Source organism: Polaribacter dokdonensis (genome assembly GCF_024362345.1).
Taxonomy (GTDB): Bacteria; Bacteroidota; Bacteroidia; order Flavobacteriales; family Flavobacteriaceae; genus Polaribacter; species Polaribacter dokdonensis.
Genome location: NZ_CP101505.1, coordinates 389,880 through 413,469, shown reverse-complemented (window position 1 = coordinate 413,469; position 23,590 = coordinate 389,880). Strand labels below are relative to the sequence as shown.

The following is a 23,590-nucleotide window of genomic DNA, read 5'->3' as shown; positions in this document are numbered from 1 at the left end:
TAAAATTATAAATGATGAGAAAACTATTAACATTAGCAACCCTATTGTTCGCATTTACCATAAATGCACAAGATATTTTTGGAAAATGGAATAGCACCAATGAAGAAACTGGTGAAGTAGATTCTATTATTGAAATCTATAAAAAAGATAATAAAGCCTATGCTAAGGTTGTAAAAATCATGGATCCTGCAAGACAAAACTCAGTTTGTACAGCATGTGAAGGTGAAAATAAAAATAAGAAAATTCTTGGTTTAGATATTTTAACAGGACTAGAGAAAGATGATGATGAGTGGTCAGGAGGAGAAATATTAGATCCTAGAAATGGTAAAGTTTACAAGTGCTACATTAAGCTTGTAAAAGACAACAAATTAAAAATTAGAGGCTTTATTGGTGTATCGCTTTTTGGAAAAACCAAATATTGGGAGAGAGCTCAATAATTTAGTTCTTTTCTTCTAACATTGGTACAAAAGCAAAATCACCCAATTCTTGTTTTTCGAATTCTTTGTTAGATTTTCGAATAAACAAGGTCATTATTTGAGATTTATCACCAACAGGAATTAGAAGCTTACCCCCTATTTTTAATTGAGCCAATAAAGGTTTTGGTACAAATGGAGCACCAGCTGTTACAATAATTTTATCAAAAGGAGCTTGTTCTTGCAGTCCTTTATAGCCATCACCAAAAATAAATCTCTTTGGTTTATAATGTAACCTTGGCAGAAAGCTAGAGGTTCTTTTAAACAATTCATGCTGTCTTTCAATTGTGTATACTTCTGCTTTAAACTCTAATAATACTGCTGTTTGATATCCAGAACCTGTACCAATCTCCAATATTTTATCTGTAGGTTTTATTTCTAAAGTTTGCGATTGAAAAGCCACAGTATAAGGCTGAGAAATGGTTTGTTCTGCTGCAATTGGAAAAGCTTTGTCTTGATAAGCATGAGCCTCAAAACTAGAATCAATAAATAAATGTCTAGGAATTTTACTAATGGCTTTTAATACATTTTTGTCATGTATGCCTTTTGCTTCTAAAACTTTTACAAGTTGATTTCTAAGTCCTTGATGTTTGGCTGTATCTTTCAATGAATGGCTAGTTTCTAAAGTCTAAAAATAGTAATATTTCTAAATATACTCTTATAAAATTGTATCTTTGTTTGTAGCTTATTTAAGATGTAAAAATCAACAGATTAGCTAAAATTAAAGCGCTAAAAATATTGTTTAGGGCTACAATCTTAATTAAAATTTTAAATTTATCTATATGCTTAAAGTTGGAGTTTTAGGTGCTGGCCATTTAGGAAAAATACATCTTCGTTTATTAAAAGAATCTTCTAAATATGATTTAATTGGTTTTTATGATCCAATTAAAGAAAATGCGAAAAATGTAACAGAACAATTTGGTTACACTTCTTTTGATTCTATAGATGAATTAATTGATGCAGTAGATGTTGTTGATATTGTTACACCTACACTTTCTCATTTTGATTGTGCAGAAAGAGCGATTAAAAAAGGGCGACATATATTTATAGAGAAACCTATAGCAAAAACAGTTTTAGAAGCAGAAGCTATTAAAACGTTGGCCAGTCAATACCATGTTAAAGGTCAAGTTGGTCATGTAGAACGTTTTAACCCTGCATTTAAAGCTGTAAAGGATAAAATTAAGAACCCAATGTTTATTGAAACTCATAGGTTAGCAGAATTTAATCCAAGAGGTACAGATGTTCCTGTAGTTTTAGATTTAATGATACATGATATTGATATCATTCTATCCTCTGTAGATTCTAAAGTTAAGAATGTTCATGCAAGTGGTATTTCTGTAATATCGGAAACACCAGATATTGCAAATGCTAGAATAGAGTTCGAAAATGGATGTGTTGCCAACTTAACTGCTAGTAGAATTTCTATGAAAAACATGCGTAAAACTCGTTTTTTTCAGAAGGATGCCTATATCTCTGTGAACTTTTTAAGTAAAGAATCAGAAATTGTAAGAATACAAGATGCTCCTGAAGATTTAGACGAATTTGCAATGGTACTTAAAAATGACGAAGGTGTAGAAAAGCAAATCTATTTCGAAAACCCTGAGGTTACCAACAACAACGCAATTCTAGATGAATTAGAAACTTTTGCAGATGCAATTGTAAACGACACTACTCCTATTGTGTCTTTACATAATGGAACAGAGGCTTTACGAATTGCACAATGGGTGATAGACTGTTTTAAAACAGAAGAAGACTTAAAAAACTAAATTAAAATTAATAATATACAATATGAAAAATATAGCTGTAATTGGTGCTGGAACAATGGGTAATGGAATTGCACATACTTTTGCACAATTTGATTATAATGTTCAATTGATTGACGTTTCTGAAAAAGCTTTAGAAAAAGGAATAGCTACTATATCTAAAAATTTAGATAGAATGGTTGCTAAAGAAAAAATTTCTGAAGATGATAAAAATAAAACTTTAGCAAATATCACAACATATACTTCTATTAAAGAAGGCGTAAAATATGCAAGTTTGGTAATTGAAGCTGCTACAGAAAATGTTGCACTAAAATCTAAAATATTTAGAGAATTAGATGAAGTTTGTCCTGAAGATACAATCTTGGCAACAAATACATCATCTATTTCAATTACTCAAATTGCTGCAGAAACAAACAGAGCAGATAAAGTAATAGGAATGCATTTTATGAATCCTGTACCAATTATGAAATTAGTTGAAATTATAAGAGGCTATAATACATCTGATGAAGTAACTGAATTTACAGTAGAATTAAGTAAAAAAATAAATAAAATCCCTGTTGAAGTTAATGATTACCCTGGTTTTGTAGCGAATCGAATTTTAATGCCAATGATTAACGAATCTATAGAAACCTTATATAATGGTGTTGCTGGTGTTGCAGAAATTGATACTGTAATGAAGTTAGGTATGGCTCACCCAATGGGACCTTTGCAATTAGCAGATTTTATTGGTTTGGATGTTTGTTTATCTATCTTAAATGTTATGTATGATGGATTTAAAAATCCGAAATATGCTCCTTGCCCACTTTTAGTAAACATGGTTATGGCTGGTAAATTGGGTGTAAAATCTGGTGAAGGTTTTTACGACTACTCAGAAAATAGAAAAGCAGAAAAAGTAGCTCAAATGTTTAACTAAATAATTATGAAAAATAATTTACTAATTCTTTTTATAGCTTTTATCTCTGTGAAAAGTATTGGTCAAAATTCTGATAATAATATATTAAAGCCTATGAAAATAGGCTTTTTATATGCTTTTGGTTCAAATGAACGTTTTTTTCATGATGATCCAGATTACACTTATAAAGCACAAATTTTAAAAGGTCAAGCTTTCTATAATTTAGGAAATTGGAAATCTCTAAACTTAGAATTAATTGTACAACCTCAAGTACAATTTTTAGAACATCAACTCCTAAATAATTTTTACGTAACTCCTGATCAAGAACATTATCAAGAAAAAATAGAGGAGTTTACAAAAAAGAAAAACATGAATTTATATGCTTTAGAATTTGGATTTTCTGCACGTAAAACCATATTTACAAAACTAGATATTCAAGCAGCTATAAGTTTAGGCTTCTCATATATAGATACTCGTTCAGAACGTTTGGCAAAAGGATTTACATTTATAGAGAACTTTACTTTGGGTCTAAATTACCAGGTTTTTAAAGATCAGTTTATTTATCTAGGTTCGCACATTGGTCATGTATCGAATCTAAATTTTCAAAAACCAAATGACGGCTATAATCTATTGGGTTTTCAAATAGGATACTCTTTTGTATTGAATTAAAAAAGAGGACCAAAAAGGTCCTCTTTAATATTTTCATTAAGCTGCTATTACTTACCCAACCATGAGTTTAGCATCCAAATTGTTTTTTCTTGTTCAGAAATTAAATCACTCATCATAGCATTAGTACCTTCATCATCAGATTTATCTGATAAATCTAAAATATCTCTTTCTATTTTTAATAGCTCAGACAAAGAAGTTACCACCAACTCTACTGCTTCTACATCTTTTGAAATATCTTTACCTACAGGCACACTGCTATTTGCTATATAATCTGTAAACGTGTGTAATGGTTTACCCTGTAAAGTTAAAATACGTTCAGCAATTTCATCTATTTTAACTTGACTGTCTGTATATAATTCTTCGAACTTTACATGTAAATCAAAAAAGTTTTTACCTTTAATATTCCAATGTAAACCTCTTAAATTTTGATAATAAATTTGAAAGTTTGCTAATAATCCGTTTAATTTTTCGACTGATTCTTTAGAGTCTGCTTTCTCTAATCCTAATATATTCTTGTTCATAATATTTCTTTTGTTATTTACTCAAATTTATTAAAAATAAGTCACTTAAAACTATAATCAAGATTGATAGATTTAATATCTTTATCAAAAATTCTTATCAATGACAATTACCCAACTTAAGTATGTTTTATCTGTAGCAGAATATCAGAATTTTACTGTGGCTGCAGAACACAGTTTTGTGACTCAGCCTACACTTAGCATGCAAATTCAAAAGCTTGAAGATGAATTAGATGTGCAAATATTTAATAGATCTAAAAAACCAATTGAACTTACAGAAGTAGGTAGAAAAATTGTTGAACAAGCTAAAGTTATCGTAGATGAAAGCAATAGAATTTTAGATATTGTACATCAACAGAAAGGTTTTATTGGTGGCGAATTTAAATTAGGAATTATTCCTACAATAATGCCAACCTTGCTACCTATGTTTTTGAATAATTTTACGAAGAAATATCCAAAAGTAAAAATTATTATAGAAGAGCTTACTACTGAAGAAATTATAAGAAAACTAACAGATGGTCATATAGATGCTGCAATTGCTGCTACTCCACTAGAGAACGAGGCTATTAAAGAAAAACCTTTGTACTATGAACCGTTTATAGGTTTAATTCCTCAAAATCATAGACTTTTTAAAAACAAGTTTATTGATGTGAATGAATTAGAAATGGAAGACATTCTTTTACTAGAAGATGGTCATTGTTTTAAAGACAACATTTTAAACTTATGCAGAGCTCATAAGATTGATAATAAAAAAGGGTTTCAATTACAGAGTGGAAGTTTTGATACCTTAATTAAACTTTCTAAAGAAGGTTTAGGAATGACGCTTTTACCATATTTACATACCTTAGATTTAAACGATTCTGACAAACAGTTTTTAAGAGAATTTAACAATCCACCACCTGCAAGAGAGGTTAGTTTAATCTACCATAAATCTCAATTAAAAATGCAATTAATAGAAGCTTTAAAGAAAACTATTGATGGTGTTGTAAGAGGTGCAATTTCTTTTTCTGATGTAAAAATTATAAGTCCATTGCAGAAAAAATAAAAACACAATACACTGTTTTACAGTAATTAAAAAACCATTATTTAAACTTTTAGTTTACATAATGGTTTTTTGTTTTAATTTGTAAATCTTATAATTAAGAATACATAGAATCTCTTAATTCTTTAATTTTAGGATCAGATAAATAATCATCAAAAGTTGCATATCTATCAATAGCTCCTTTAGGTGTTAATTCTATAATTCTATTAGCTACAGTTTGAGCAAATTCATGATCATGTGTAGAAAATAAAACTGTTCCTTTAAAGTTAATTAATGAATTATTTAATGCTTGAATAGATTCCAAGTCTAAGTGGTTTGTTGGCTCATCTAACATTAAAATATTAGCTCTTTTCATCATCATTTTAGATAACATACATCTTACTTTCTCACCTCCAGAAAGTACATTACTTTTCTTTAGAGCTTCTTCACCAGAAAAAATCATTTTACCCAAAAATCCTCTTAAGTAAACTTCTTCTCTCTCCTCTTCAGTTTGCGCATATTGTCTTAACCAATCTACTAGGTTTAAATCTCCATTCTGAAAATACTCAGAATTATCAAGTGGTAAATAAGATTGTGTTGTAGTTACACCCCAAGAATATTTACCAGCATCTGCAGGTTCATTACCAGAAATAACTTGATAAAAAGCTGTAATAGCTCTTGAGTTTTTAGAGATAATAGCGACTTTATCTCCTTTATTTAAATTGATATGAATATTATCAAACAATTTTTCACCTTCAAAATCCTTACTTAAGCCTTCTACATTTAAAATTTGATCCCCTGCTTCTCTATCTCTATCAAAAATAATTGCAGGATAACGTCTACTAGAAGGTTTTATATCTTCTACGTTTAATTTATCAATCATTTTTTTACGAGAAGTAGCTTGCTTAGATTTTGCTACGTTTGCAGAAAATCTACGAATGAATTCTTCTAATTCTTTCTTTTTATCTTCTGCTTTCTTGTTCTGTTGTGCTCTTTGTTTTGCTGCTAACTGACTAGATTCATACCAAAATGTATAATTACCTGAATAATGATTAATCTTACCAAAATCAATATCAGAAATATGAGTACAAACTGCATCTAAAAAGTGTCTATCATGAGATACCACAATTACACAGTTATCAAAATTGGCAATAAAGTTTTCTAACCAAGCAATAGTTTCGAAATCTAAATCATTGGTAGGCTCATCCATTATTAGAACATCAGGATTTCCAAAAAGTGCTTGTGCAATTAACACACGAACTTTTTGCTTACCATCTAAATCTTTCATTAACGTATAATGTAAATCTTCAGCTATACCTAAGTTAGATAACATTGCTGCTGCATCAGAATCTGCATTCCAACCATTCATCTCTTCAAAAACAATTTGAAGCTCACCTATCTTTTCTGCATTTTCATCTGTATAATCTGCATATAAAGCATCAATCTCTTTTTTAATTTTAAAAAGATCTTTATTACCCATAACCACAGTTTCTAAAACTGGGTAATCATCATAAGCATAATGATCTTGAGTAAGCACAGACATTCTCTTACCTGCTTCTAAATGAACCTGACCTGAGGTAGGATCCATCTTTCCAGAAATTATTTTTAAAAATGTAGATTTACCTGCACCATTGGCACCTATAATTCCATAACAATTTCCTGTTTGAAACTTGGTATTTACTTCATCAAACAAAACTCGTTTTCCAAACTGAACAGATAAATTAGAAACTGATAACATAACTCTATTTTAATTTTTTGCAAAAGTAGTAAATTGATTTGTTTTAAGTTAGATATAGCTAGTCTTTTTCAGACTATTAAAGAAAAACAAACCCTAAATTTTTGTAATATTTTTAACAACGTATTAACAAGCCCAACTGCATTGAATAGTTATTTTTGTATCAGTTATACCCACAACATTATATGAATAATAAAATATTAATTTTATTACAATTACTTTCTTTAAGTTTTTTAATTAGCTGTGAAACAGAGGTTAAAGAGCAAACTACATATTTTGGAGGTAAGATTATTAATCCAAAATCGAATAGGGTTATTCTTTATTCGATGGAACAAGTAATTGATACTTTTTTATTAGATGAACATCAGAAATTTATTGGAGAGTTAAAAAATGCAAATGAAGGTTTGTATTATTTTGTTCATGGTAATGAAAATCAATACATATATATAGAACCTCAAGATAGTTTAATGTTACGTTTAAACACTTGGGATTTTGATGAGACCCTAAGTTTTGCAGGTAAAGGTGCAGATAGAAATAACATGTTAATTGATTGCTTCTTAGCAGATGAAAAAGAACGAAAGAATTTTTATCAATTAAATAAGCAAGAAGTAGATGTATTTAAAAAAGTTACAGATTCTTTATTAGCAACTAAATTAGTTACTTATAATGACTACGTTTTAGAACACCCAGATGAAACTGAAGGTTTTAATGAGGTTTTAAAAGTTGCACTCACTTTCCCTATATATTCTAGATTTGAAAGATATCCTATTATACATTCTAAATATGCTGAAGATGGACACTTCCCAGAAGTAGATGATAGCTTTTATGATTACAGAAAAAATATAGATATAGATAAAGATACAATGATGTATTTTCCTCCTTATTCTAGATACATTAGAAATTATTTGTACAATGAAACTTATGCTTTAGGGCATAGACCAATGAGAAACGAGTATACTCCAGATTTTACGTTAGATTTACTAAATATAATAGACGATAGAATAACATCTCAAAGCACAAAGAATGCATTTTTAAAGCAAACTTTAGTGAGTCACTTTTACAATAAATCTTCAGATCAAGTAAACTTAGAAGCTTTCGATTTATTTTTAAAGTCTTCTACTAATGAAAAAGATAAAACACAAATTCAGAGTTTATTAAATGATTCTAAGGCTATAACTTTAGGAAATGAATTACCAAATTTTGAAATTACAGACTACACAAATTCTAACCATTCAATTCATAAATTAATTAAGGACAAAAATACGTTCTTACTATTTTGGAATCCAGAATACGTATCTAAGTCTTATTTATCCTCTAGACTAGTTTATTTACAAGAAAAATTTCCAAATATTCATTTTCAGTTAATAAAAACTGATGGATTAGATGTTGAGAAAATTGAAAAATTAGACATTAAAAATCAATTCTATATTAATAAAGATAATTTAGCTCAAACTTTTCTTAGTAGTAAAATGACAAGAACTATTCTTGTAAATCATAATGGAAAAGTAGTTAATGGTTTTGCTTCTATCTACTCTAACAACCTTATTCCTTACTTAGAGGATTTGAATAACAATCAATAAAACGAACTTTCTTCTTTTGTTCATTTAATTTGTAGTACATTTGCACGATTTTAATTTTGAGTGTAACTCATTAAAAATCAGGTCGAATTTATAATCAGATTTACAGGTGGGCGTTCTGTGAATCTACAAAATCACAGAAATGTCAACATTTAAAGAAATAGGGCTAAAAGCACCTATAATCAAAGCGTTAACAGATTTAGGTTACGAAAAACCAACTGTTATACAAGAAAAAGCAATTCCACAAATAATATCTTCTGATACAGATTTAAAAGCATTTGCACAAACTGGTACAGGTAAAACTGCTGCCTTTAGTTTACCAATATTAGAGCTTTTAGAAGAAGATAACAATAATGTACAAGCAATTATATTATCACCAACAAGAGAACTTGCAGTTCAAATTGGTAATAATATTAAAGACTTTTGCAAATATTTAAAAAATGTAAAAGTAACTACTGTTTATGGTGGTTCTAGTATGGAAGATCAAATTAGATCTTTAAAAAGAGGTTCTCAAATTGTTGTTGGAACCCCAGGTAGAACTGTAGATTTAATTAACAGAAGAGCTTTAAAGTTAGGTAATGTTAGATGGTTAGTTTTAGATGAAGCTGATGAAATGCTTAACATGGGCTTTAAAGAAGAGCTAGATAAGGTATTAGAAGCAACACCAGAAACTAAACAAACGTTATTATTTTCTGCAACTTTTCCTAGAGAAGTAGAAGCAATTGCTAAGAATTACATGACAACTCCTGTAGAAGTTACTTCTGGAGAAAAGAACTCAGGTTCAGAAAATGTAAGTCATGAGTATTATGCAGTTACAGAAAGAACACGTTATCCTGCACTTAAGAGAATAGCAGATTTAAATCCAGATATTTATGCAATTATCTTTTGTAGAACCAGAAGAGAAACACAAGAAGTTGCAGATAACTTAATTAAAGATGGCTATAATGCAGATTCTTTACATGGAGATTTATCTCAAGCACAGAGAGATTCTGTTATGGGTAAATTCAGAAAAAAAACCATTCAGATTTTAGTAGCAACAGATGTTGCAGCTCGTGGTTTAGATGTAAATGAATTAACACATGTAATTAATCATAAGTTACCAGATCAAATAGAAAACTATACTCACAGAAGTGGTAGAACTGGTAGAGCTGGTAATAAAGGTGTATCTATTGTTCTAGTAAATAATAGAGAAAAAGGTAAATTACGTGTAATAGAACGTATCATTAAGCAAAAATTTGTTGAAGGTAAAGTACCTACAGGAAAAGAGATTGTAGAAAATCAATTAATGAATTTAATTGACAAAGTAAATGATACTAAGGTTAATGAATCTGAAATTACAGAGTTTTTACCTAGCATTTATGACAAATTAAAAGACTTAGACAGAGAGCAATTAATACAAAAGTTTGTTTCTTTAGAATTCAACACAATGTTGGCTTATTACGAAAACTCTAAAGATTTAAATGATTTAGGAAGAGAAAATTCTAGATCTAGAGCAACTGCAGATAATATGTCTCGTTTCTTTATCAATATTGGTAGAAAAGACAGTTTGAATCCTGCTAAATTGATTGGTTTAATTAATGACCAAAATATTGGTGATAAGATAGAAATTGGTGCTATAGACATATTAGATACTTTTTCTTTCTTTGAGATTGATAAAAACTTCGAAAGCCAAACTTTAGATGCTTTTGCTTCTAATCAGCCAGATTTTGATGGTAGATCTGTAAATGTAGAAATTACCAAAAAAGAACGTTCAGGAGGAGGAAGAAGAGGAAAAAAGAAATCTTTTGGTAAAAAAGATGGAGGTTTTGGACGAAGAAGAAGTACTGAAGGTTCATCATCTAGAAGAAGTTCTGATAATAGTGGAGGAAGAAATAGAAGTGATAGAAGATCTTCATCATCTGGATCAGACAGAAAACCAGGAGGATTTGGAAGAAAAAGAAGAGATTCTTAAAATTGATAAAAAAAGCTCAAGATTTATTTCTTGAGCTTTTTACTTTTATATTATTTCATTTTTAAATAGCTAACTACAGCTTTTCGAATATCATAAGCCATTTCATCTTCTTTAGGATGATAAACTGAATAGACTTCTTTGTTTTTCGGAGATAAAAATGGAATATCAAATCCTTTTAACAAATAATCAGAAAATGCTACTGTATATGTCTTACTTAAATTAATTTTTTGATTGTTGATGTACCAAGTATCCTCTACTCTATTAGCATTAAATCTATGCAAGTAAGCTCCTGTACCTGAAGCCAATACTCCATAATCTAAAACTCTTTTTAGTAATCTACCTTTAATTTCAACCTTTACAATTGCACCTCCAAAAGGCAAAACTCTAAAAATGTCTACAGGTGTTACATCTCCTAACAATTGATCATCAATTCTTATAGAACCACCATTTACCAAAGCACAATCTACTTTATCATTAAAAGCGTAAGACATAGATTCTGTAATAATTTTACCCAAATTTGTTTGCGTGCTTCTAATTGGAGTATCTCTACCATCTAAAGGAATATCAGTTTGATAAATAATTTCATTAGGTTTTACTAAAACCTCTTTAATTTCTTTTTCTAAAATGTTTTGCCATTTCTGAACAACCTTAGCTACTTCAACATCTTCTTTAATTGATGCATTAATTTCCTTTAACTCAGATTTTATCGTTGTTTCTTTAGTTGTTTTATCAAATACTATTCTGTGAATGTAAACTGTTTTTGCATTCGCATCTGCTTTAGTAATAATTCCGTTTTCAGTTTCAATTCGCATATTGGTATGCTCATGACCTCCCATAATTAATGGAATTTCTGGCAACAATTTGGCAATTCTTTTATCATTGGTGATTTTTACATGTGTTAATCCAAAAACGACATCTACTGAATCTTTAAGAGTTGCATAAGAAGTTCTTACTTTATCGAACATATTTTGGTACTCCACATAATCTCTTGGGTTAGAAGGTATACAGACACTTACAAATCCTATTTTTATTTTTGTACCATCTTCATCTTTAAATTCTTTGACAAAGGTTTCTGGTATATACTCCTTAACATTATTAACTTCTTTATAAAAAGGAGTTGTATTCTCATTTGCAATTAATTTTACATTTGCTGAAACCCAAGGAAACGTGCTTTCATTCAACCTTTTTTGTAAATCTTTTTTAGACAAATCGAATTCGTGATTCCCAAAAGTGGCTAGATCAAAATTCATAGCATTCATCACATCAATCATTTGCTTTCCTCTAATTCTTTCTCCATCTAATTTTAAAGTTCCTAAAAGAGAAGGATTTAAGAAATCTCCTGCCATAAAAAGCATTGTATTTGAATTCTCTGCTAATAAATCTTTGTGGACTGTTTCTACTCTACCTAATCCTCCAAATTCTCCACCTTGAATTGGTGCTATCTCATAGACATCATTTAATTGTAAAAAAGTAAATGCTATTTTATTATCATTCTTTTTACAAGAATTAAGTACTATAAGTGTAAAAATTAGAATTAATCTAATACTATTCTTCATGCTAAATTGGTTTACATGGTTTGATTATCAAAAATAAGAACATAAAACAAAAAACCCATCAAATAATTGATGGGTTTTATATTTTAAATTAGAAATCTAATTACTCATTAGAACCAATATTTCCTTGAGCTACAATAGTACTTAATTGAGTTGCACTTAGATGAACGTTAATATATCCATCAAAAGTTAAAATCTCATCGTAAGTAATTGCTGTACTATCATCTAATTCTTCTACTTGTGTCATACTTAAACCAGTATCTCCATTTACTGGATTAAAAGAAAATGCGATTGGACCACCTGTTGCTGCATCATTTTCATGAATATGAGATGGGTGCATTTCTCCAGCTACTGTGTTTTCAATATCTAGAACTGCTAAAGAACTACCATCTACTCTTTTGTAAAAAGTTGCAGTTCCCATAATTCCAGCAACATCCTTTTCATTTAAAGTATAAACCTTAGAATCTCCTGTTAAATCGTTTCTACCAATATCTCCTTGAGCTACAATTGTACCTAATTGAGTTGCACTTAAATGTACATTTACATACGCATCTAAATCTTCAATTGCACTATAGTCTATTGTATCTACATTAGTTACACTCATACCAGTATCACCATCAACAACATTAAAAGTGAATAATATTCCTCCAGTTTCTGCTGCTGTATTTTCGTGAATATGTGCTGGGTGCATACCTCCTGCTGGAGTATTAGCAATATCTATAACTGCTAAAGCTTCTCCATTTACTCTTTCTGAGAAAGTAATGTCACCTGAAATTCCTGCTACATCTTTTTCTCCTAAATCATAAACTATTGTAGAACCTGTTAAATCATTTTGTCCTATATCTCCTTGCGCAACAATTGTACTTAATTGAGTAGCACTTAAATGCACATTTACATAAGCATCAATATCTAAAATATCTGCGTAAGAATATGCGTCTACATTTGTAGCACTCATACCTGTATCTCCATTTACTACGTTAAAAGTAAATAAAATAGCCCCAGATTCTGCAGCTGTATTTGCATGAATATGAGCTGGGTGCATACCTCCTGCTGGAGTATTAGCAATATCTATAACTGCTAAAGCTTCTCCATTTACTCTTTCTGAAAAAGTTATATCTCCAGAAATACCAACAACATCTTTTTCTCCTAAGTCGTAAACTTTAGTTGTACCTGTTAAATCATTCTGACCTATATCTCCTTGTGCAACAATAGTTGCTAAATTATCCATACTTAAATGTACATTAACATAAGCATCTATATCTTCTATATCTGAAAACATTAAAGAGCTTAAACTAGTAACACTTGTACCTGTATCTCCATTTACTGTATTAAAAGTATATAAAATAGCACCTGTTTCTGCTGCTGTATTTGCATGAATATGTGCTGGATGAGATCCACCTGCAGGTGTTCCATCTAACTCAATAACTGCTAATGTTTCTCCATTATTTCTTTCTGAAAAAGTTATATTACCTGAAATACCAGTTACATCCTTTTCTCCTAAATCATAAATGATAGAAGTACCTGATAATGCATTTTGACCAATATCTCCTTGTGCAACTACAGTACCTAACTCATCTGCACTTAAATGCACATTGATGTAGCCATCAAAATTTAATAATTCTGCATAAGAAATTGCTGTACCATCATTTAAAGTGGTAAAAGTTGTAGCGCTTAAACCTGAGTTTCCATCTACAGGAGTAAAGGTTAAAGCAATATCTCCACCCTCAGCAGCTGTGTTAAAATGGATATGTGCTGGGTGCAAACCATCAGAAGGAGTACCTTCAATATCTAATACCACTGTTACAGAAGCATCTGTATTTTCTACAAATGTAGCTTTACCAAAAATACCATCTACATCTTTAGATCCTAATTGATATACTACTGTATTTCCAGAAGGTTCAGGAACCATTAAATCATCATCGTCATTACAGCTTGTGTACACTAAACTTGTTAAGACGAATAAAAAAAGTAATTTAAATTTTTTCATAATTCTATTTTGTTTATTTATTTTAACGTAAAATTAGACAAAATAGAGCTTGAAAAGATGCTCTATCCAAATAATATGTGCTCTATTGAGAATTTAACAGTTCTTTAAGAATTGTGATAAATGTTTAAAGATTAAGGTGAAAGATTAAAATTAATTTAGTGCTATTTCTAATTAAAAACTTCTAAAGCCTTATTATAAGCACTTTCGAAACTCATTGGTTTAATATTAGTCTCTGCTTTTTCTGAAGTAAAATAACTTAACAATTTTTCTGTTGGCATATTACCTGTAAGTTCATCTTTAGCCATTGGACAACCACCATAACCTTTAATAGCTCCATCAAATCGTAAACAACCTGCTTTAAAGGCAGCATCTACTTTTTCGAACCATTTATCTAGGGTTGTATGTAAATGAGCACCAAATTCTATATTGGTATACTGAGGAATTAGGTTAGAAAACAAATATTCTATAACATCTGGAGTAGATGTACCTACAGTATCTGAAAGCGATAAAATTTTTACCCCCATACTTGAAAGTTTCTCTGTCCACTCACCCACTATTTCAACATTCCAAGGGTCTCCATAAGGATTTCCAAAGCCCATTGATAAATAAGCCACAACTTCCTTATTGGATTTATCAGCTAAGTTTAATATTTTATCTAGTGTAATTATAGATTCATCTATTGTTTTATGAGTATTTCTCATTTGAAAATTTTCAGAAATAGAAAAAGGATAGCCCAAATAATTAATTTCCTCAAATTGAACTGCATCTTCTGCTCCTCTATAATTTGCAATTATCGCTAATAACTTACTTTTTGTAGTACTTAAATCTAATTGAGATAATACAGCTGCTGTATCTCTCATTTGGGGTATTGCTTTTGGTGATACAAAACTTCCAAAATCAATCGTATCAAAACCAACTTTTAATAAAGAATTAATGTACAAAGCCTTTCTATCAGTAGCTATAAAGTGAGACTTTATACCTTGCATAGCATCTCTTGGACATTCTATAATTTTGACATTTTTCATCTATTCAAATATAGATAAAGTAATGATGATTAGAAATTTTTCTAGTTGATTATTCTTTAATTTATACTAATTTCGTAATCAAATGATTACGCAAAAACACATCCTACCTATTATAGTAATAGCTCAATTTTGCTGCACTTCTTTATGGTTTGCAACGAATGGAGTCATGAATTCTGTAATTTTAGAATATCAATTAGAAGCAACTGCAATTGGTTGGTTAACTTCTGCAGTACAATTTGGTTTCATAGCAGGTACCCTGCTTTTTGCTCTTTTTACAATTAGTGATCGATTTTCTCCCTCTAAAGTGTTTTTTATTAGCGCTTTATGTGCATCCTTATTCAACTTTTGTTTTATTTTACAAAGCAACAACTTACCTTATATACTGATTTTTAGGTTTTTAACAGGATTTTTTTTAGCAGGTATTTATCCTGTAGGAATGAAAATTGCCACTGATTATTTTGATAAAGGATTAGGTAAATCCTTAGGTTTTTTAGTAGGTGCTTTAGTGTTAGGTACAGCTCTTCCACATTTAATAAAAGATTTCTTTGCTAGTACTTCTTGGAAATTTGTAATAGTTTCTACCTCTATTCTATCTGTTATTGGGGGTTTACTCATATTATTATTTGTAAAAGATGGCCCTTATAGAAAAAGAAATAACATATTTGATTTGAAAACTATCACAACTGTCTTTAAAAAAAGTGAATTTAAAAAAGCAGCTTTTGGTTATTTTGGTCACATGTGGGAACTCTATACATTTTGGGCTTTTGTTCCTATCATGTTATTTTCATATAATAAAATACACTCCAATTTAACAATTGATATTTCTTTACTCTCCTTTTTAATAATTGGTATTGGTAGTATATCATGTATTTTCGCAGGCTATATTTCCCAAAAATTAGGAGTAAGAAAAACTGCTTTCAATTTTTTATTAGGATCATTTGTTTGTTGTTTAATCGTTCCTTTTTCTTTTCTATTTGATAGTCAAGTTCTATTTGTGCTATTTTTAATAATATGGAGTTTCTTGGTTATTGGAGATTCGCCTATGTTTTCAACTTTAGTAGCTCAGAATGTAGCTTCTAAAGACAAAGGAACAGCCCTAACCATCGTAAACTGTATAGGCTATTCCATTACAATTTTGAGTATTTTAATTATTACACAATTAAATATCACTTTACAATCTAACTATATTTATATGTTGTTAGGTTTAGGTCCATTTTTAGGCCTTATTGTCCTTGGTAGAAAAACGGCATAAAAAAACTCCTGAATTTCTTCAGGAGCTCATATAACTTCTAATTTGCTTAAGCGTTTTGCTTTTTAATTAAATTTAAAGCAGAACCTTCATTGTACCAATCAATTTGAGCTTTATTATAAGTGTGATTTAGTTTGATAGTATCTGAACTACCATCTTTATGCACAATTTCTAAAGTTAATTGTTTGTCTGGAGCAAACTCATTTAAATCTGTAAAGTTAAAAGTATCATCTTCTTGAATTAAATCATAATCAGCCTCATTAGCAAATGTTAAACCTAACATACCCTGCTTTTTTAAGTTTGTTTCATGAATTCTAGCAAAAGATTTTACAATTACTGCAGCTACACCTAAATGTCTAGGCTGCATTGCTGCATGTTCTCTAGAAGAACCTTCACCATAATTGTGGTCTCCTACAACAATTGTTTTAATACCTTCTTTCTTATATTCCCTTTGCACAGCAGGTACTGCATCATACTCTCCTGTTAATTGATTTTTAACAAAGTTTGTCTTTTTATTAAATGCATTTACTGCTCCAATTAGGGTATTATTTGCAATATTATCTAAGTGTCCTCTAAAACGTAACCAAGGTCCAGCCATAGAAATATGATCTGTAGTACACTTCCCAAAAGCTTTGATTAGCAATTTTGCACCTGTAATCGTACTTCCTAATGGTGTAAATGGTGTTAATAATTGTAATCTTTCTGAATCATCATTTACAGAAACCACTACTCCACTTCCATCTTCATCTGGTGCTAAATAGCCATTCTCTTTTACCTCAAAACCTTTTGGTGGTAATTCCCAACCAGTAGGTTCATCAAACATAACTTCTTCTCCATCTTCATTAATTAATTTATCTTTTAATGGATTAAAGTCTAAACGACCTGCAATTGCAATTGCTGCTGTAATTTCTGGTGATGCTACAAAAGCATGTGTATTTGGGTTACCATCAGCTCTTTTTGCAAAGTTTCTATTGAAGGAATGCACAATACTATTTTTTGGTGCATTTTTAGGATCTGAATATCTTGCCCACTGACCAATACAAGGTCCACAAGCATTCGTAAAGATTTTTGCATCTAAGTTCTCGAAAATTTGGAGAATACCATCTCTTTCTGCAGTATATCTTACTTGTTCAGAACCTGGATTAATACCAAATTCTGCTTTGGTTTTTAAACCTTTATCAATGGCTTGCTGTGCTATGGATGATGCTCTAGATAAATCTTCATAAGATGAGTTTGTACAAGAACCTATTAATCCCCATTCAACAGTTAATGGCCAATCATTTGCATTTGCTTTCTCTGTCATTTCAGAACCTACAGTTGTAGATAAATCTGGAGTAAAAGGTCCGTTTAATAATGGGCCCAATTCAGACAGATTAATTTCGATTACTTGATCAAAGTATTGTTCTGGATTTTCATAAACTTCAGCATCTGCAGTTAAATACTCTTTAATTTCATTTGCAGCATTTGCAACATCTTCTCTATCTGTAGCTTTTAAATAACGCTCCATAGATTCGTCATAACCAAAAGTAGATGTAGTTGCACCTATTTCTGCGCCCATATTACAAATAGTTCCTTTACCTGTACAAGACATTGAAGTTGCTCCTGGCCCAAAATATTCTACAATAGCACCTGTTCCTCCCTTTACAGTTAAAATTTCAGCAACTTTTAAAATAACATCTTTAGGAGCTGTCCAACCAGAAAGTTTACCAGTTAACTTAACACCAATTAATTTTGGAAATTTTAATTCCCAAGCCATGCCAGCCATTACATCAACAGCATCTGCACCACCAACACCAATAGCTACCATTCCTAATCCACCAGCGTTTACAGTGTGAGAATCAGTACCTATCATCATTCCTCCTGGAAATGCATAATTTTCTAAAACTACTTGATGAATAATTCCTGCTCCTGGTTTCCAAAAGCCAATTCCGTATTTATTAGAAACAGATTCTAAGAAGTTAAAAACCTCACTACTGGTATTATTTGCATGTTTTAAATCTTTTGCAGCACCTTCTTTTGCTTGAATTAAATGATCACAATGCACAGTAGTTGGGACTGCAACCTTAGCCTTACCTGCTTGCATAAATTGTAATAATGCCATTTGTGCAGTAGCATCTTGACAAGCAATTCTATCTGGTGCAAAATCTACATAATCTTTTCCTCTCTGTAATTCTTTTGTAGGATTCCCTTCCCATAAATGTGAATACAAGATTTTCTCTGCTAAAGTTAGCGGTTTTCCTGTTATTTTACGAGCAGCGTCTACACGTTCAGTCATACTTTCGTAGACCTTTTTTATCATATCAATATCGAATGCCATAGATTTTTTTTTAATTGTAATTCTAAAATTTCAAGATACTAATATACAAAATTGATAAGTTTGTTTAAAGTGATATAGATAAATTAGAATGATTATAATATAGAGTAGTACTATAAATAAAAAAGCCTAGATTATTCATCTAGGCTTCTTATATAATTGAATTCAATATCGCTTAACCTACTAACTGTTTAGTAGAAGGTTTAAATTTAGTTAATACGATACCATCTACAGCAGCTTGATATTCTTCTATAGTTGGTGTTCTACCTAAAATTGTAGATAACACAACTACTGGTGTAGAAGATAATAATGATTCTCCTTTTTTCTCTTCAGTGTCTCTTACAACTCTTCCTTGAAATAAACGTGTAGAAGTAGCCATTACAGTATCTCCTGCTTCTGCTTTTTCTTGATTACCCATACATAAATTACATCCAGGACGTTCTAAGTATAACATATTTTTATACTTAGTACGTGCTAAACCTTTTGGAGCACTATCATCAAATTCAAAACCAGAATATTTTACTAAAACATCCCAATCTCCTTCTGCCTTTAGCTCATCTACAATATTATAGGTTGGTGGAGCAACAACTAATGGAGCATTAAATTTAACTTCTCCATTTTGAGCCTCAATATTTTTTAACATTTGGGCTAATATTTTCATATCACCTTTATGAATCATACAAGAACCTATAAAACCTAAATCTACTTTCTTAGTTCCTCCATAAAATGATAAAGGTTGAATATTATCATGTGTATAACGTTTAGAAACATCTTCATTATTGACATCAGGATCAGCAATCATTGGCTCTATAATCTTATCTAGATCAATTACTACTTCTTGATAATATTTAGCGTCAGCATCTGGTTTTAATGCAGATTTAGTTCCTGTCTTAATCTCAATGATTCTTGTATTTGCTTTATCAACTAATCCTTTTAAATCTTGTTTAGGATTATCCATTCCTTTATCGATCATAATTTGAATACGATCTCTAGAGATTTCTAATGACTCTATTAAAGTTTCATCCTCAGAAATACAGATAGAAGCTTTTGCTTTCATTTCAGCAGTCCAATCTGTAAATGTAAATGCTTGATCTGAAGTTAAAGTACCAATATGCACTTCTATAATTTTACCTTGAAAAACATTTTCGCCATCAAACTGATTTAACATTTGTTGTTGTGTGGCATGTACAACATCTCTAAAATCCATATAAGATTTCATTTCCCCTTTAAAGGTAACCTTTACAGATTCTGGAATAGGCATAGTAGCTTCACCTGTAGCTAATGCAAGTGCAACTGTTCCTGAATCAGCTCCAAAAGCAACTCCTTTAGCCATACGTGTATGTGAATCTCCACCAATAATTACATCCCAATCATCAACAGCAAGATCATTTAAAACCTTGTGTATAACATCTGTCATTGCATGGTACTTACCTTCTGGATGACGTGCTGTAACTAATCCAAAATCATTCATGAATTTCATTAATCTTGGAATATTTGCTTTAGATTTATCATCCCAAACAGAAGCTGTATGACAACCTGATTGGTAACCACAATCTACAATTGGAGAAATTACTGTAGCAGCCATATTCTCTAATTCTTGAGAGGTCATTAAACCTGTAGTATCTTGAGAACCTACAATGTTTACTTCTACTCTAACATTTGAACCTGCATGTAATGTTTTACCTGGAGTAGTACCTACTGCATTTCTGTTAAATATTTTTTCAACAGCTGTTAAACCTTGTCCATCAATAGAAACTTCTTTTGCAGTTGCATAAACTTGAGGAACATCAATACCTAATACTTTACAAGCAAAAGTTTGTAATTTTTTACCAAAAACAACAGCATAAGATCCTCCTGCTTTTATGAATTCTTTTTTAGGCGGAGTTAACGCTGTAGAAATATCTTTAACCTCTTTACCATCTTTGTAAAGTTTCTTCGTTTTTGTATTTATAGTAAGAACAGTTCCTGTAGTTACAGAATATTCTTCTTTTAAAATTGGTTCTCCTTCTTCGTCAACAATTGTATTTCCTTCAGCATCTTTTTGCTTTACCCAGTTTTTTAAATCGATACCAATACCACCTGTTACACCTACAGTTGTTAAGAAAATTGGTGCAATACCATTAGTACCAGCAATTACTGGAGCTATATTTATAAAAGGAACATAAGGACTAGATGGAATCCCTGTCCATAAGGCAACATTATTTACACCAGACATTCTAGATGAACCAACACCCATAGTACCTTTATCTGCAATTAACATTACACGTTTGTTTGGGTGCTTCTCTTTTAATGCTAATAATTCCTTTTGCATTTCTTTATTATGTTCAAACATACACTGACCATGTAATTCACGATCTGATCTTGAATGAGCATCTGCACCTGGAGATAATAAATCCGTAGAAATATCTCCAATACCTGCAACAAAAGTTACAATTTCTATTTCTTCTTCAATTTCTGGTAATTTTGTAAAGAATTCAGCTTGAGCATAACTTTCGATTAATTCTTTAGCTATTGGATTTCCTAATTGGTATGCATCTTCTAATTGAGCTGTATCTGCTTCATATAAAAACACTTGCGTTTTTAATACTTTTGCAGCCTCTTTTGCTATTTCTATATTACTACCTAAAGCTAGATCTAATAAAACCTTTACAGAAGGTCCACCTTTCATGTGCGATAATTGTTCGAAAGCAAAAGTTGGAGTAATTTCTTTTACAACTTCTTCTTTTAAAATAATTTCTTTTAAGAATTTAGCTTTTACTTCTGCAGCACTTGTAGTACCAGGTAATACATTATATATAAAGAAATTTAAAGAATCTTCTCTGAATTCGTTATCTAAATCTTTAATTTGATCAATAATTACGCTTAATAATTCAGCGCCATCAATTGGTTTTGGATGTAAACCTAACTCTTTTCTTTCTTCAATCTCCTGGAGATAATCACTGTAAATGCTCATAAAATTTATAATAGAATTATTTTTGGTTATTAATTTCAGATATCTAATTTTAACCTAAACAAAACAATTTATAATAATGACTTAAATTATTACTTGGAGTTTAATCAAGTTAATTTCAGTTATCTGTAATCGCAAAATTAATGCATTAAAGTTGAATTTGAAAAATAAATAATAGATTGCAGTAATTAATAAATAAAAAATTACTATTTCTTTATTTTAGTGGTATTTTTCAAAAAAATAGACCTAAAAACTCTATTTCTTTGAATTAATCATAAAAAGCAGACTCGTAAGCCGAATTCTGTTCCAATATAATTGGTTCTTATCATTTATCTAGTTTTAAAATTGCTCTTAAAATCTATCTGCCTACCCTTTAGAATCGAGCGAGTAGCTCTCAAGCTCTAATTTACATGACATTGCACCTCATAGAGTTTACCTGGTTTCACTACAGCCTAACTGTACTTGCTTTCTGTTGCACTTGTCCTCAACTTACGTTGGACGGATGTTATCCGCTATGAATACTCTTTGGTGTCCGGACTTTCCTCTTTAAAATTCTTTAAAGCGATAAGATAAGTCTGCTTAAATTATGATTATTTGTATTATCTCTTTTCAAACAAAACCCACTCAAATAAAAATTTGAGTGGGAAAAATTGCTATGAAAAAGAAAAAGTGTTATTGGTTACCCAATAACACTTCAAAGATACTATATTTTAAGACAAATATATTATGATAAAAAGAATTAAATAACTCTGTATTATCATTTTAATATTTCTTTAAGAAAACATGTCTTTAACTTTCTCAAAAAATGATTTATCTGATGTATTTGGGTTTGGTGAAAAGTTTTCATCTTCTGACATCCTATCAAAAAACTCTCTTTGTTCTTTGTTTAACTCCTGAGGAGTCCAAACATTAATATGAATTAAAAAATCTCCAGTTCCATATCTTTCAATACTTGGCAAACCTTTACCTTTTAATCTTAGAATTTTTCCAGATTGTGTTCCTGAATCAATCTTTATTTTAACCTTTCCTGTAACTGTTTCTACCTCTTTACTAGTTCCTAAAACTGCCTCTGAAAAGTTGATATATAAATCATAATGTATGTTGGTGCCTTCTCTTTTTAATTTATCATGTGGAATTTCTTCTATTAAAACCAATAAATCTCCAGCAATAGAGTTCTTACCTGGCGCTTCATTTCCTTTACCACCAACTTTTAATTGAACACCTTCAGTAACTCCTGCAGGTATATTAATAGACACAGTTTCTTCTTTAACAACTAAACCTTGGGCATCTGCTCCATTTGGCTTACTGCTAATAATTTCTCCAGCTCCAGAACAAGTAGTACAAGTAGTTGCAGTTTGCATTCTACCTAAAATTGTATTAGTAACTCTCATTACTTGACCTGATCCATTACAAGTGTCACAAGTCTTATACTTTACACCATCTGCCTGTATTTTTCTTCTAACTTTTACTTTTTTCTCAATTCCTTTAGCAATTTCTTCTAAGGTAAGTTTAACACGAATTCTCATATTACTTCCCTTAACTCTAGCTTGTCTTTGGCCTCCACCTCCAAAGCCTCCAAAACCACCACTAAAGCCTCCACCTCCAAAGATGTCACCAAATTGGCTAAATATGTCATCCATATTCATGCCTCCACCTCCAAAGCCTCCTCCACCTTGAGGTCCATCGAAAGCTGCATGACCATATTGATCATATCTTGCTTTTTTATTTTCGTCACTCAAAACTTCATATGCTTCAGCTGCTTTTTTAAAGTTTTCTTCAGCAGTTTTATCATCTGGATTTTTATCTGGATGATATTTAATTGCCATTTTTCTATAAGCCTTTTTAATCTCTGACTGGGTAGCAGATTTTGATATGCCTAATATTTCGTAAAAATCTTGTTTTGCCATTTTTAT

General features: G+C 30.5%; 17 protein-coding genes and 1 other RNA gene. 8 read left to right on the top strand and 10 right to left on the bottom strand.

The annotated features are described in order from the left end of the window. Positions 1 to 11 precede the first annotated feature (11 nt). Complete coding sequence (locus tag LPB302_RS01880; protein ID WP_255164371.1) at positions 12 to 437, top strand: DUF2147 domain-containing protein; 426 nt, start codon at positions 12 to 14, stop codon at positions 435 to 437. A gap of 1 nt (position 438) precedes the next feature. Here the strand turns inward: LPB302_RS01880 and LPB302_RS01875 are convergent, their stop codons facing one another. Further along, positions 439 to 1,080 carry a protein-L-isoaspartate(D-aspartate) O-methyltransferase gene (locus LPB302_RS01875; protein ID WP_053974652.1) on the bottom strand — a complete coding sequence of 214 codons (642 nt, stop codon included), beginning with the start codon at positions 1,078 to 1,080 and terminating at the stop codon, positions 439 to 441. Between the two features lie 175 nt (positions 1,081 to 1,255). On the opposite strand from LPB302_RS01875, the gene LPB302_RS01870 reads away from it, so the two are divergent. The 3 genes from LPB302_RS01870 to LPB302_RS01860 are packed head-to-tail and all read left to right on the top strand — an operon-like array spanning position 1,256 to position 3,797. Then, positions 1,256 to 2,239, top strand: a complete 984-nt coding sequence (locus LPB302_RS01870; protein ID WP_053974651.1) for a Gfo/Idh/MocA family oxidoreductase — start codon at positions 1,256 to 1,258, stop codon at positions 2,237 to 2,239. Positions 2,240 to 2,261: 22 nt separating this feature from the next. After that, positions 2,262 to 3,149, top strand: a complete 888-nt coding sequence (locus LPB302_RS01865; protein WP_053974650.1) for a 3-hydroxyacyl-CoA dehydrogenase family protein — start codon at positions 2,262 to 2,264, stop codon at positions 3,147 to 3,149. A gap of 6 nt (positions 3,150 to 3,155) precedes the next feature. Beyond that, positions 3,156 to 3,797: an acyloxyacyl hydrolase gene (locus LPB302_RS01860; RefSeq protein WP_231658730.1), complete on the top strand. Its 642-nt coding sequence runs from the start codon at positions 3,156 to 3,158 to the stop codon at positions 3,795 to 3,797. 47 nt (positions 3,798 to 3,844) lie between these two features. Here LPB302_RS01860 and LPB302_RS01855 read toward each other — a convergent pair whose 3' ends face one another. After that, the gene (locus LPB302_RS01855; protein WP_053974649.1) at positions 3,845 to 4,318 is read right to left on the bottom strand and encodes a Dps family protein; all 474 of its coding nucleotides are present in this window, start codon (positions 4,316 to 4,318) and stop codon (positions 3,845 to 3,847) included. A gap of 100 nt (positions 4,319 to 4,418) precedes the next feature. Here LPB302_RS01855 and LPB302_RS01850 point away from each other — a divergent pair, with 100 nt between their 5' ends. Continuing rightward, complete coding sequence (locus LPB302_RS01850; RefSeq protein WP_053974648.1) at positions 4,419 to 5,360, top strand: hydrogen peroxide-inducible genes activator; 942 nt, start codon at positions 4,419 to 4,421, stop codon at positions 5,358 to 5,360. A gap of 94 nt (positions 5,361 to 5,454) precedes the next feature. On the opposite strand, the gene LPB302_RS01845 is transcribed toward LPB302_RS01850, so the two are convergent. Then, positions 5,455 to 7,074, bottom strand: coding sequence for an ABC-F family ATP-binding cassette domain-containing protein (locus tag LPB302_RS01845; protein ID WP_053974647.1), 1,620 nt, complete (start codon positions 7,072 to 7,074; stop codon positions 5,455 to 5,457). A 182-nt stretch (positions 7,075 to 7,256) separates the two neighbouring features. Between LPB302_RS01845 and LPB302_RS01840 the strand changes: the two genes are divergently transcribed. Further along, positions 7,257 to 8,651, top strand: a complete 1,395-nt coding sequence (locus LPB302_RS01840; RefSeq protein WP_053974646.1) for a hypothetical protein — start codon at positions 7,257 to 7,259, stop codon at positions 8,649 to 8,651. A gap of 139 nt (positions 8,652 to 8,790) precedes the next feature. Next, on the top strand, positions 8,791 to 10,599 hold the full coding sequence (locus tag LPB302_RS01835; RefSeq protein ID WP_053974645.1) for a DEAD/DEAH box helicase: 1,809 nt from the start codon (positions 8,791 to 8,793) through the stop codon (positions 10,597 to 10,599). Between the two features lie 50 nt (positions 10,600 to 10,649). Here LPB302_RS01835 and LPB302_RS01830 read toward each other — a convergent pair whose 3' ends face one another. The 3 genes from LPB302_RS01830 to LPB302_RS01820 all read right to left on the bottom strand — a co-directional run bounded on the left by LPB302_RS01830 (position 10,650) and on the right by LPB302_RS01820 (position 15,164). Continuing rightward, positions 10,650 to 12,155 carry a bifunctional metallophosphatase/5'-nucleotidase gene (locus LPB302_RS01830; RefSeq protein WP_053974644.1) on the bottom strand — a complete coding sequence of 502 codons (1,506 nt, stop codon included), beginning with the start codon at positions 12,153 to 12,155 and terminating at the stop codon, positions 10,650 to 10,652. A gap of 100 nt (positions 12,156 to 12,255) precedes the next feature. Then, on the bottom strand, positions 12,256 to 14,139 hold the full coding sequence (locus LPB302_RS01825) for a CHRD domain-containing protein (RefSeq protein ID WP_231658729.1): 1,884 nt from the start codon (positions 14,137 to 14,139) through the stop codon (positions 12,256 to 12,258). A 167-nt stretch (positions 14,140 to 14,306) separates the two neighbouring features. After that, entirely contained in the window at positions 14,307 to 15,164 is an 858-nt protein-coding gene (locus LPB302_RS01820; protein ID WP_053974643.1) for a hydroxymethylglutaryl-CoA lyase-like TIM-barrel protein, read from the bottom strand. Between the two features lie 82 nt (positions 15,165 to 15,246). Here LPB302_RS01820 and LPB302_RS01815 point away from each other — a divergent pair, with 82 nt between their 5' ends. Then, positions 15,247 to 16,416, top strand: a complete 1,170-nt coding sequence (locus LPB302_RS01815; RefSeq protein WP_053974642.1) for an MFS transporter — start codon at positions 15,247 to 15,249, stop codon at positions 16,414 to 16,416. A gap of 46 nt (positions 16,417 to 16,462) precedes the next feature. Here the strand turns inward: LPB302_RS01815 and LPB302_RS01810 are convergent, their stop codons facing one another. The 4 genes from LPB302_RS01810 to dnaJ form a co-directional block, all read right to left on the bottom strand. After that, entirely contained in the window at positions 16,463 to 18,730 is a 2,268-nt protein-coding gene (locus LPB302_RS01810; protein WP_053974641.1) for an aconitate hydratase, read from the bottom strand. Between the two features lie 172 nt (positions 18,731 to 18,902). After that, positions 18,903 to 21,680: a bifunctional aconitate hydratase 2/2-methylisocitrate dehydratase gene (locus tag LPB302_RS01805; protein WP_053974640.1), complete on the bottom strand. Its 2,778-nt coding sequence runs from the start codon at positions 21,678 to 21,680 to the stop codon at positions 18,903 to 18,905. Between the two features lie 271 nt (positions 21,681 to 21,951). Further along, positions 21,952 to 22,259: RNase P RNA component class A (gene rnpB / locus LPB302_RS01800), an RNA gene on the bottom strand. A 191-nt stretch (positions 22,260 to 22,450) separates the two neighbouring features. Continuing rightward, positions 22,451 to 23,584: a molecular chaperone DnaJ gene (gene dnaJ, locus LPB302_RS01795; protein WP_053974639.1), complete on the bottom strand. Its 1,134-nt coding sequence runs from the start codon at positions 23,582 to 23,584 to the stop codon at positions 22,451 to 22,453. Positions 23,585 to 23,590: the final 6 nt, after the last annotated feature.

What these genes read in the sequence shown, in the direction of transcription:
- LPB302_RS01860 (WP_231658730.1), top strand. Translation starts at nt 3,156, where the DNA reads ATGAAAAATAATTTACTAATTCTTTTTATAGCTTTTATCTCTGTGAAA.
- LPB302_RS01830 (WP_053974644.1), bottom strand. Translation starts at nt 12,155, where the DNA reads ATGAAGAATAGTATTAGATTAATTCTAATTTTTACACTTATAGTACTT.
- dnaJ (WP_053974639.1), bottom strand. Translation starts at nt 23,584, where the DNA reads ATGGCAAAACAAGATTTTTACGAAATATTAGGCATATCAAAATCTGCT.
- LPB302_RS01840 (WP_053974646.1), top strand. Translation starts at nt 7,257, where the DNA reads ATGAATAATAAAATATTAATTTTATTACAATTACTTTCTTTAAGTTTT.
- LPB302_RS01870 (WP_053974651.1), top strand. Translation starts at nt 1,256, where the DNA reads ATGCTTAAAGTTGGAGTTTTAGGTGCTGGCCATTTAGGAAAAATACAT.
- LPB302_RS01825 (WP_231658729.1), bottom strand. Translation starts at nt 14,139, where the DNA reads ATGAAAAAATTTAAATTACTTTTTTTATTCGTCTTAACAAGTTTAGTG.
- LPB302_RS01835 (WP_053974645.1), top strand. Translation starts at nt 8,791, where the DNA reads ATGTCAACATTTAAAGAAATAGGGCTAAAAGCACCTATAATCAAAGCG.
- LPB302_RS01815 (WP_053974642.1), top strand. Translation starts at nt 15,247, where the DNA reads ATGATTACGCAAAAACACATCCTACCTATTATAGTAATAGCTCAATTT.
- LPB302_RS01805 (WP_053974640.1), bottom strand. Translation starts at nt 21,680, where the DNA reads ATGAGCATTTACAGTGATTATCTCCAGGAGATTGAAGAAAGAAAAGAG.
- LPB302_RS01820 (WP_053974643.1), bottom strand. Translation starts at nt 15,164, where the DNA reads ATGAAAAATGTCAAAATTATAGAATGTCCAAGAGATGCTATGCAAGGT.
- LPB302_RS01880 (WP_255164371.1), top strand. Translation starts at nt 12, where the DNA reads ATGATGAGAAAACTATTAACATTAGCAACCCTATTGTTCGCATTTACC.
- LPB302_RS01855 (WP_053974649.1), bottom strand. Translation starts at nt 4,318, where the DNA reads ATGAACAAGAATATATTAGGATTAGAGAAAGCAGACTCTAAAGAATCA.
- LPB302_RS01845 (WP_053974647.1), bottom strand. Translation starts at nt 7,074, where the DNA reads ATGTTATCAGTTTCTAATTTATCTGTTCAGTTTGGAAAACGAGTTTTG.
- LPB302_RS01865 (WP_053974650.1), top strand. Translation starts at nt 2,262, where the DNA reads ATGAAAAATATAGCTGTAATTGGTGCTGGAACAATGGGTAATGGAATT.
- LPB302_RS01850 (WP_053974648.1), top strand. Translation starts at nt 4,419, where the DNA reads ATGACAATTACCCAACTTAAGTATGTTTTATCTGTAGCAGAATATCAG.
- LPB302_RS01810 (WP_053974641.1), bottom strand. Translation starts at nt 18,730, where the DNA reads ATGGCATTCGATATTGATATGATAAAAAAGGTCTACGAAAGTATGACT.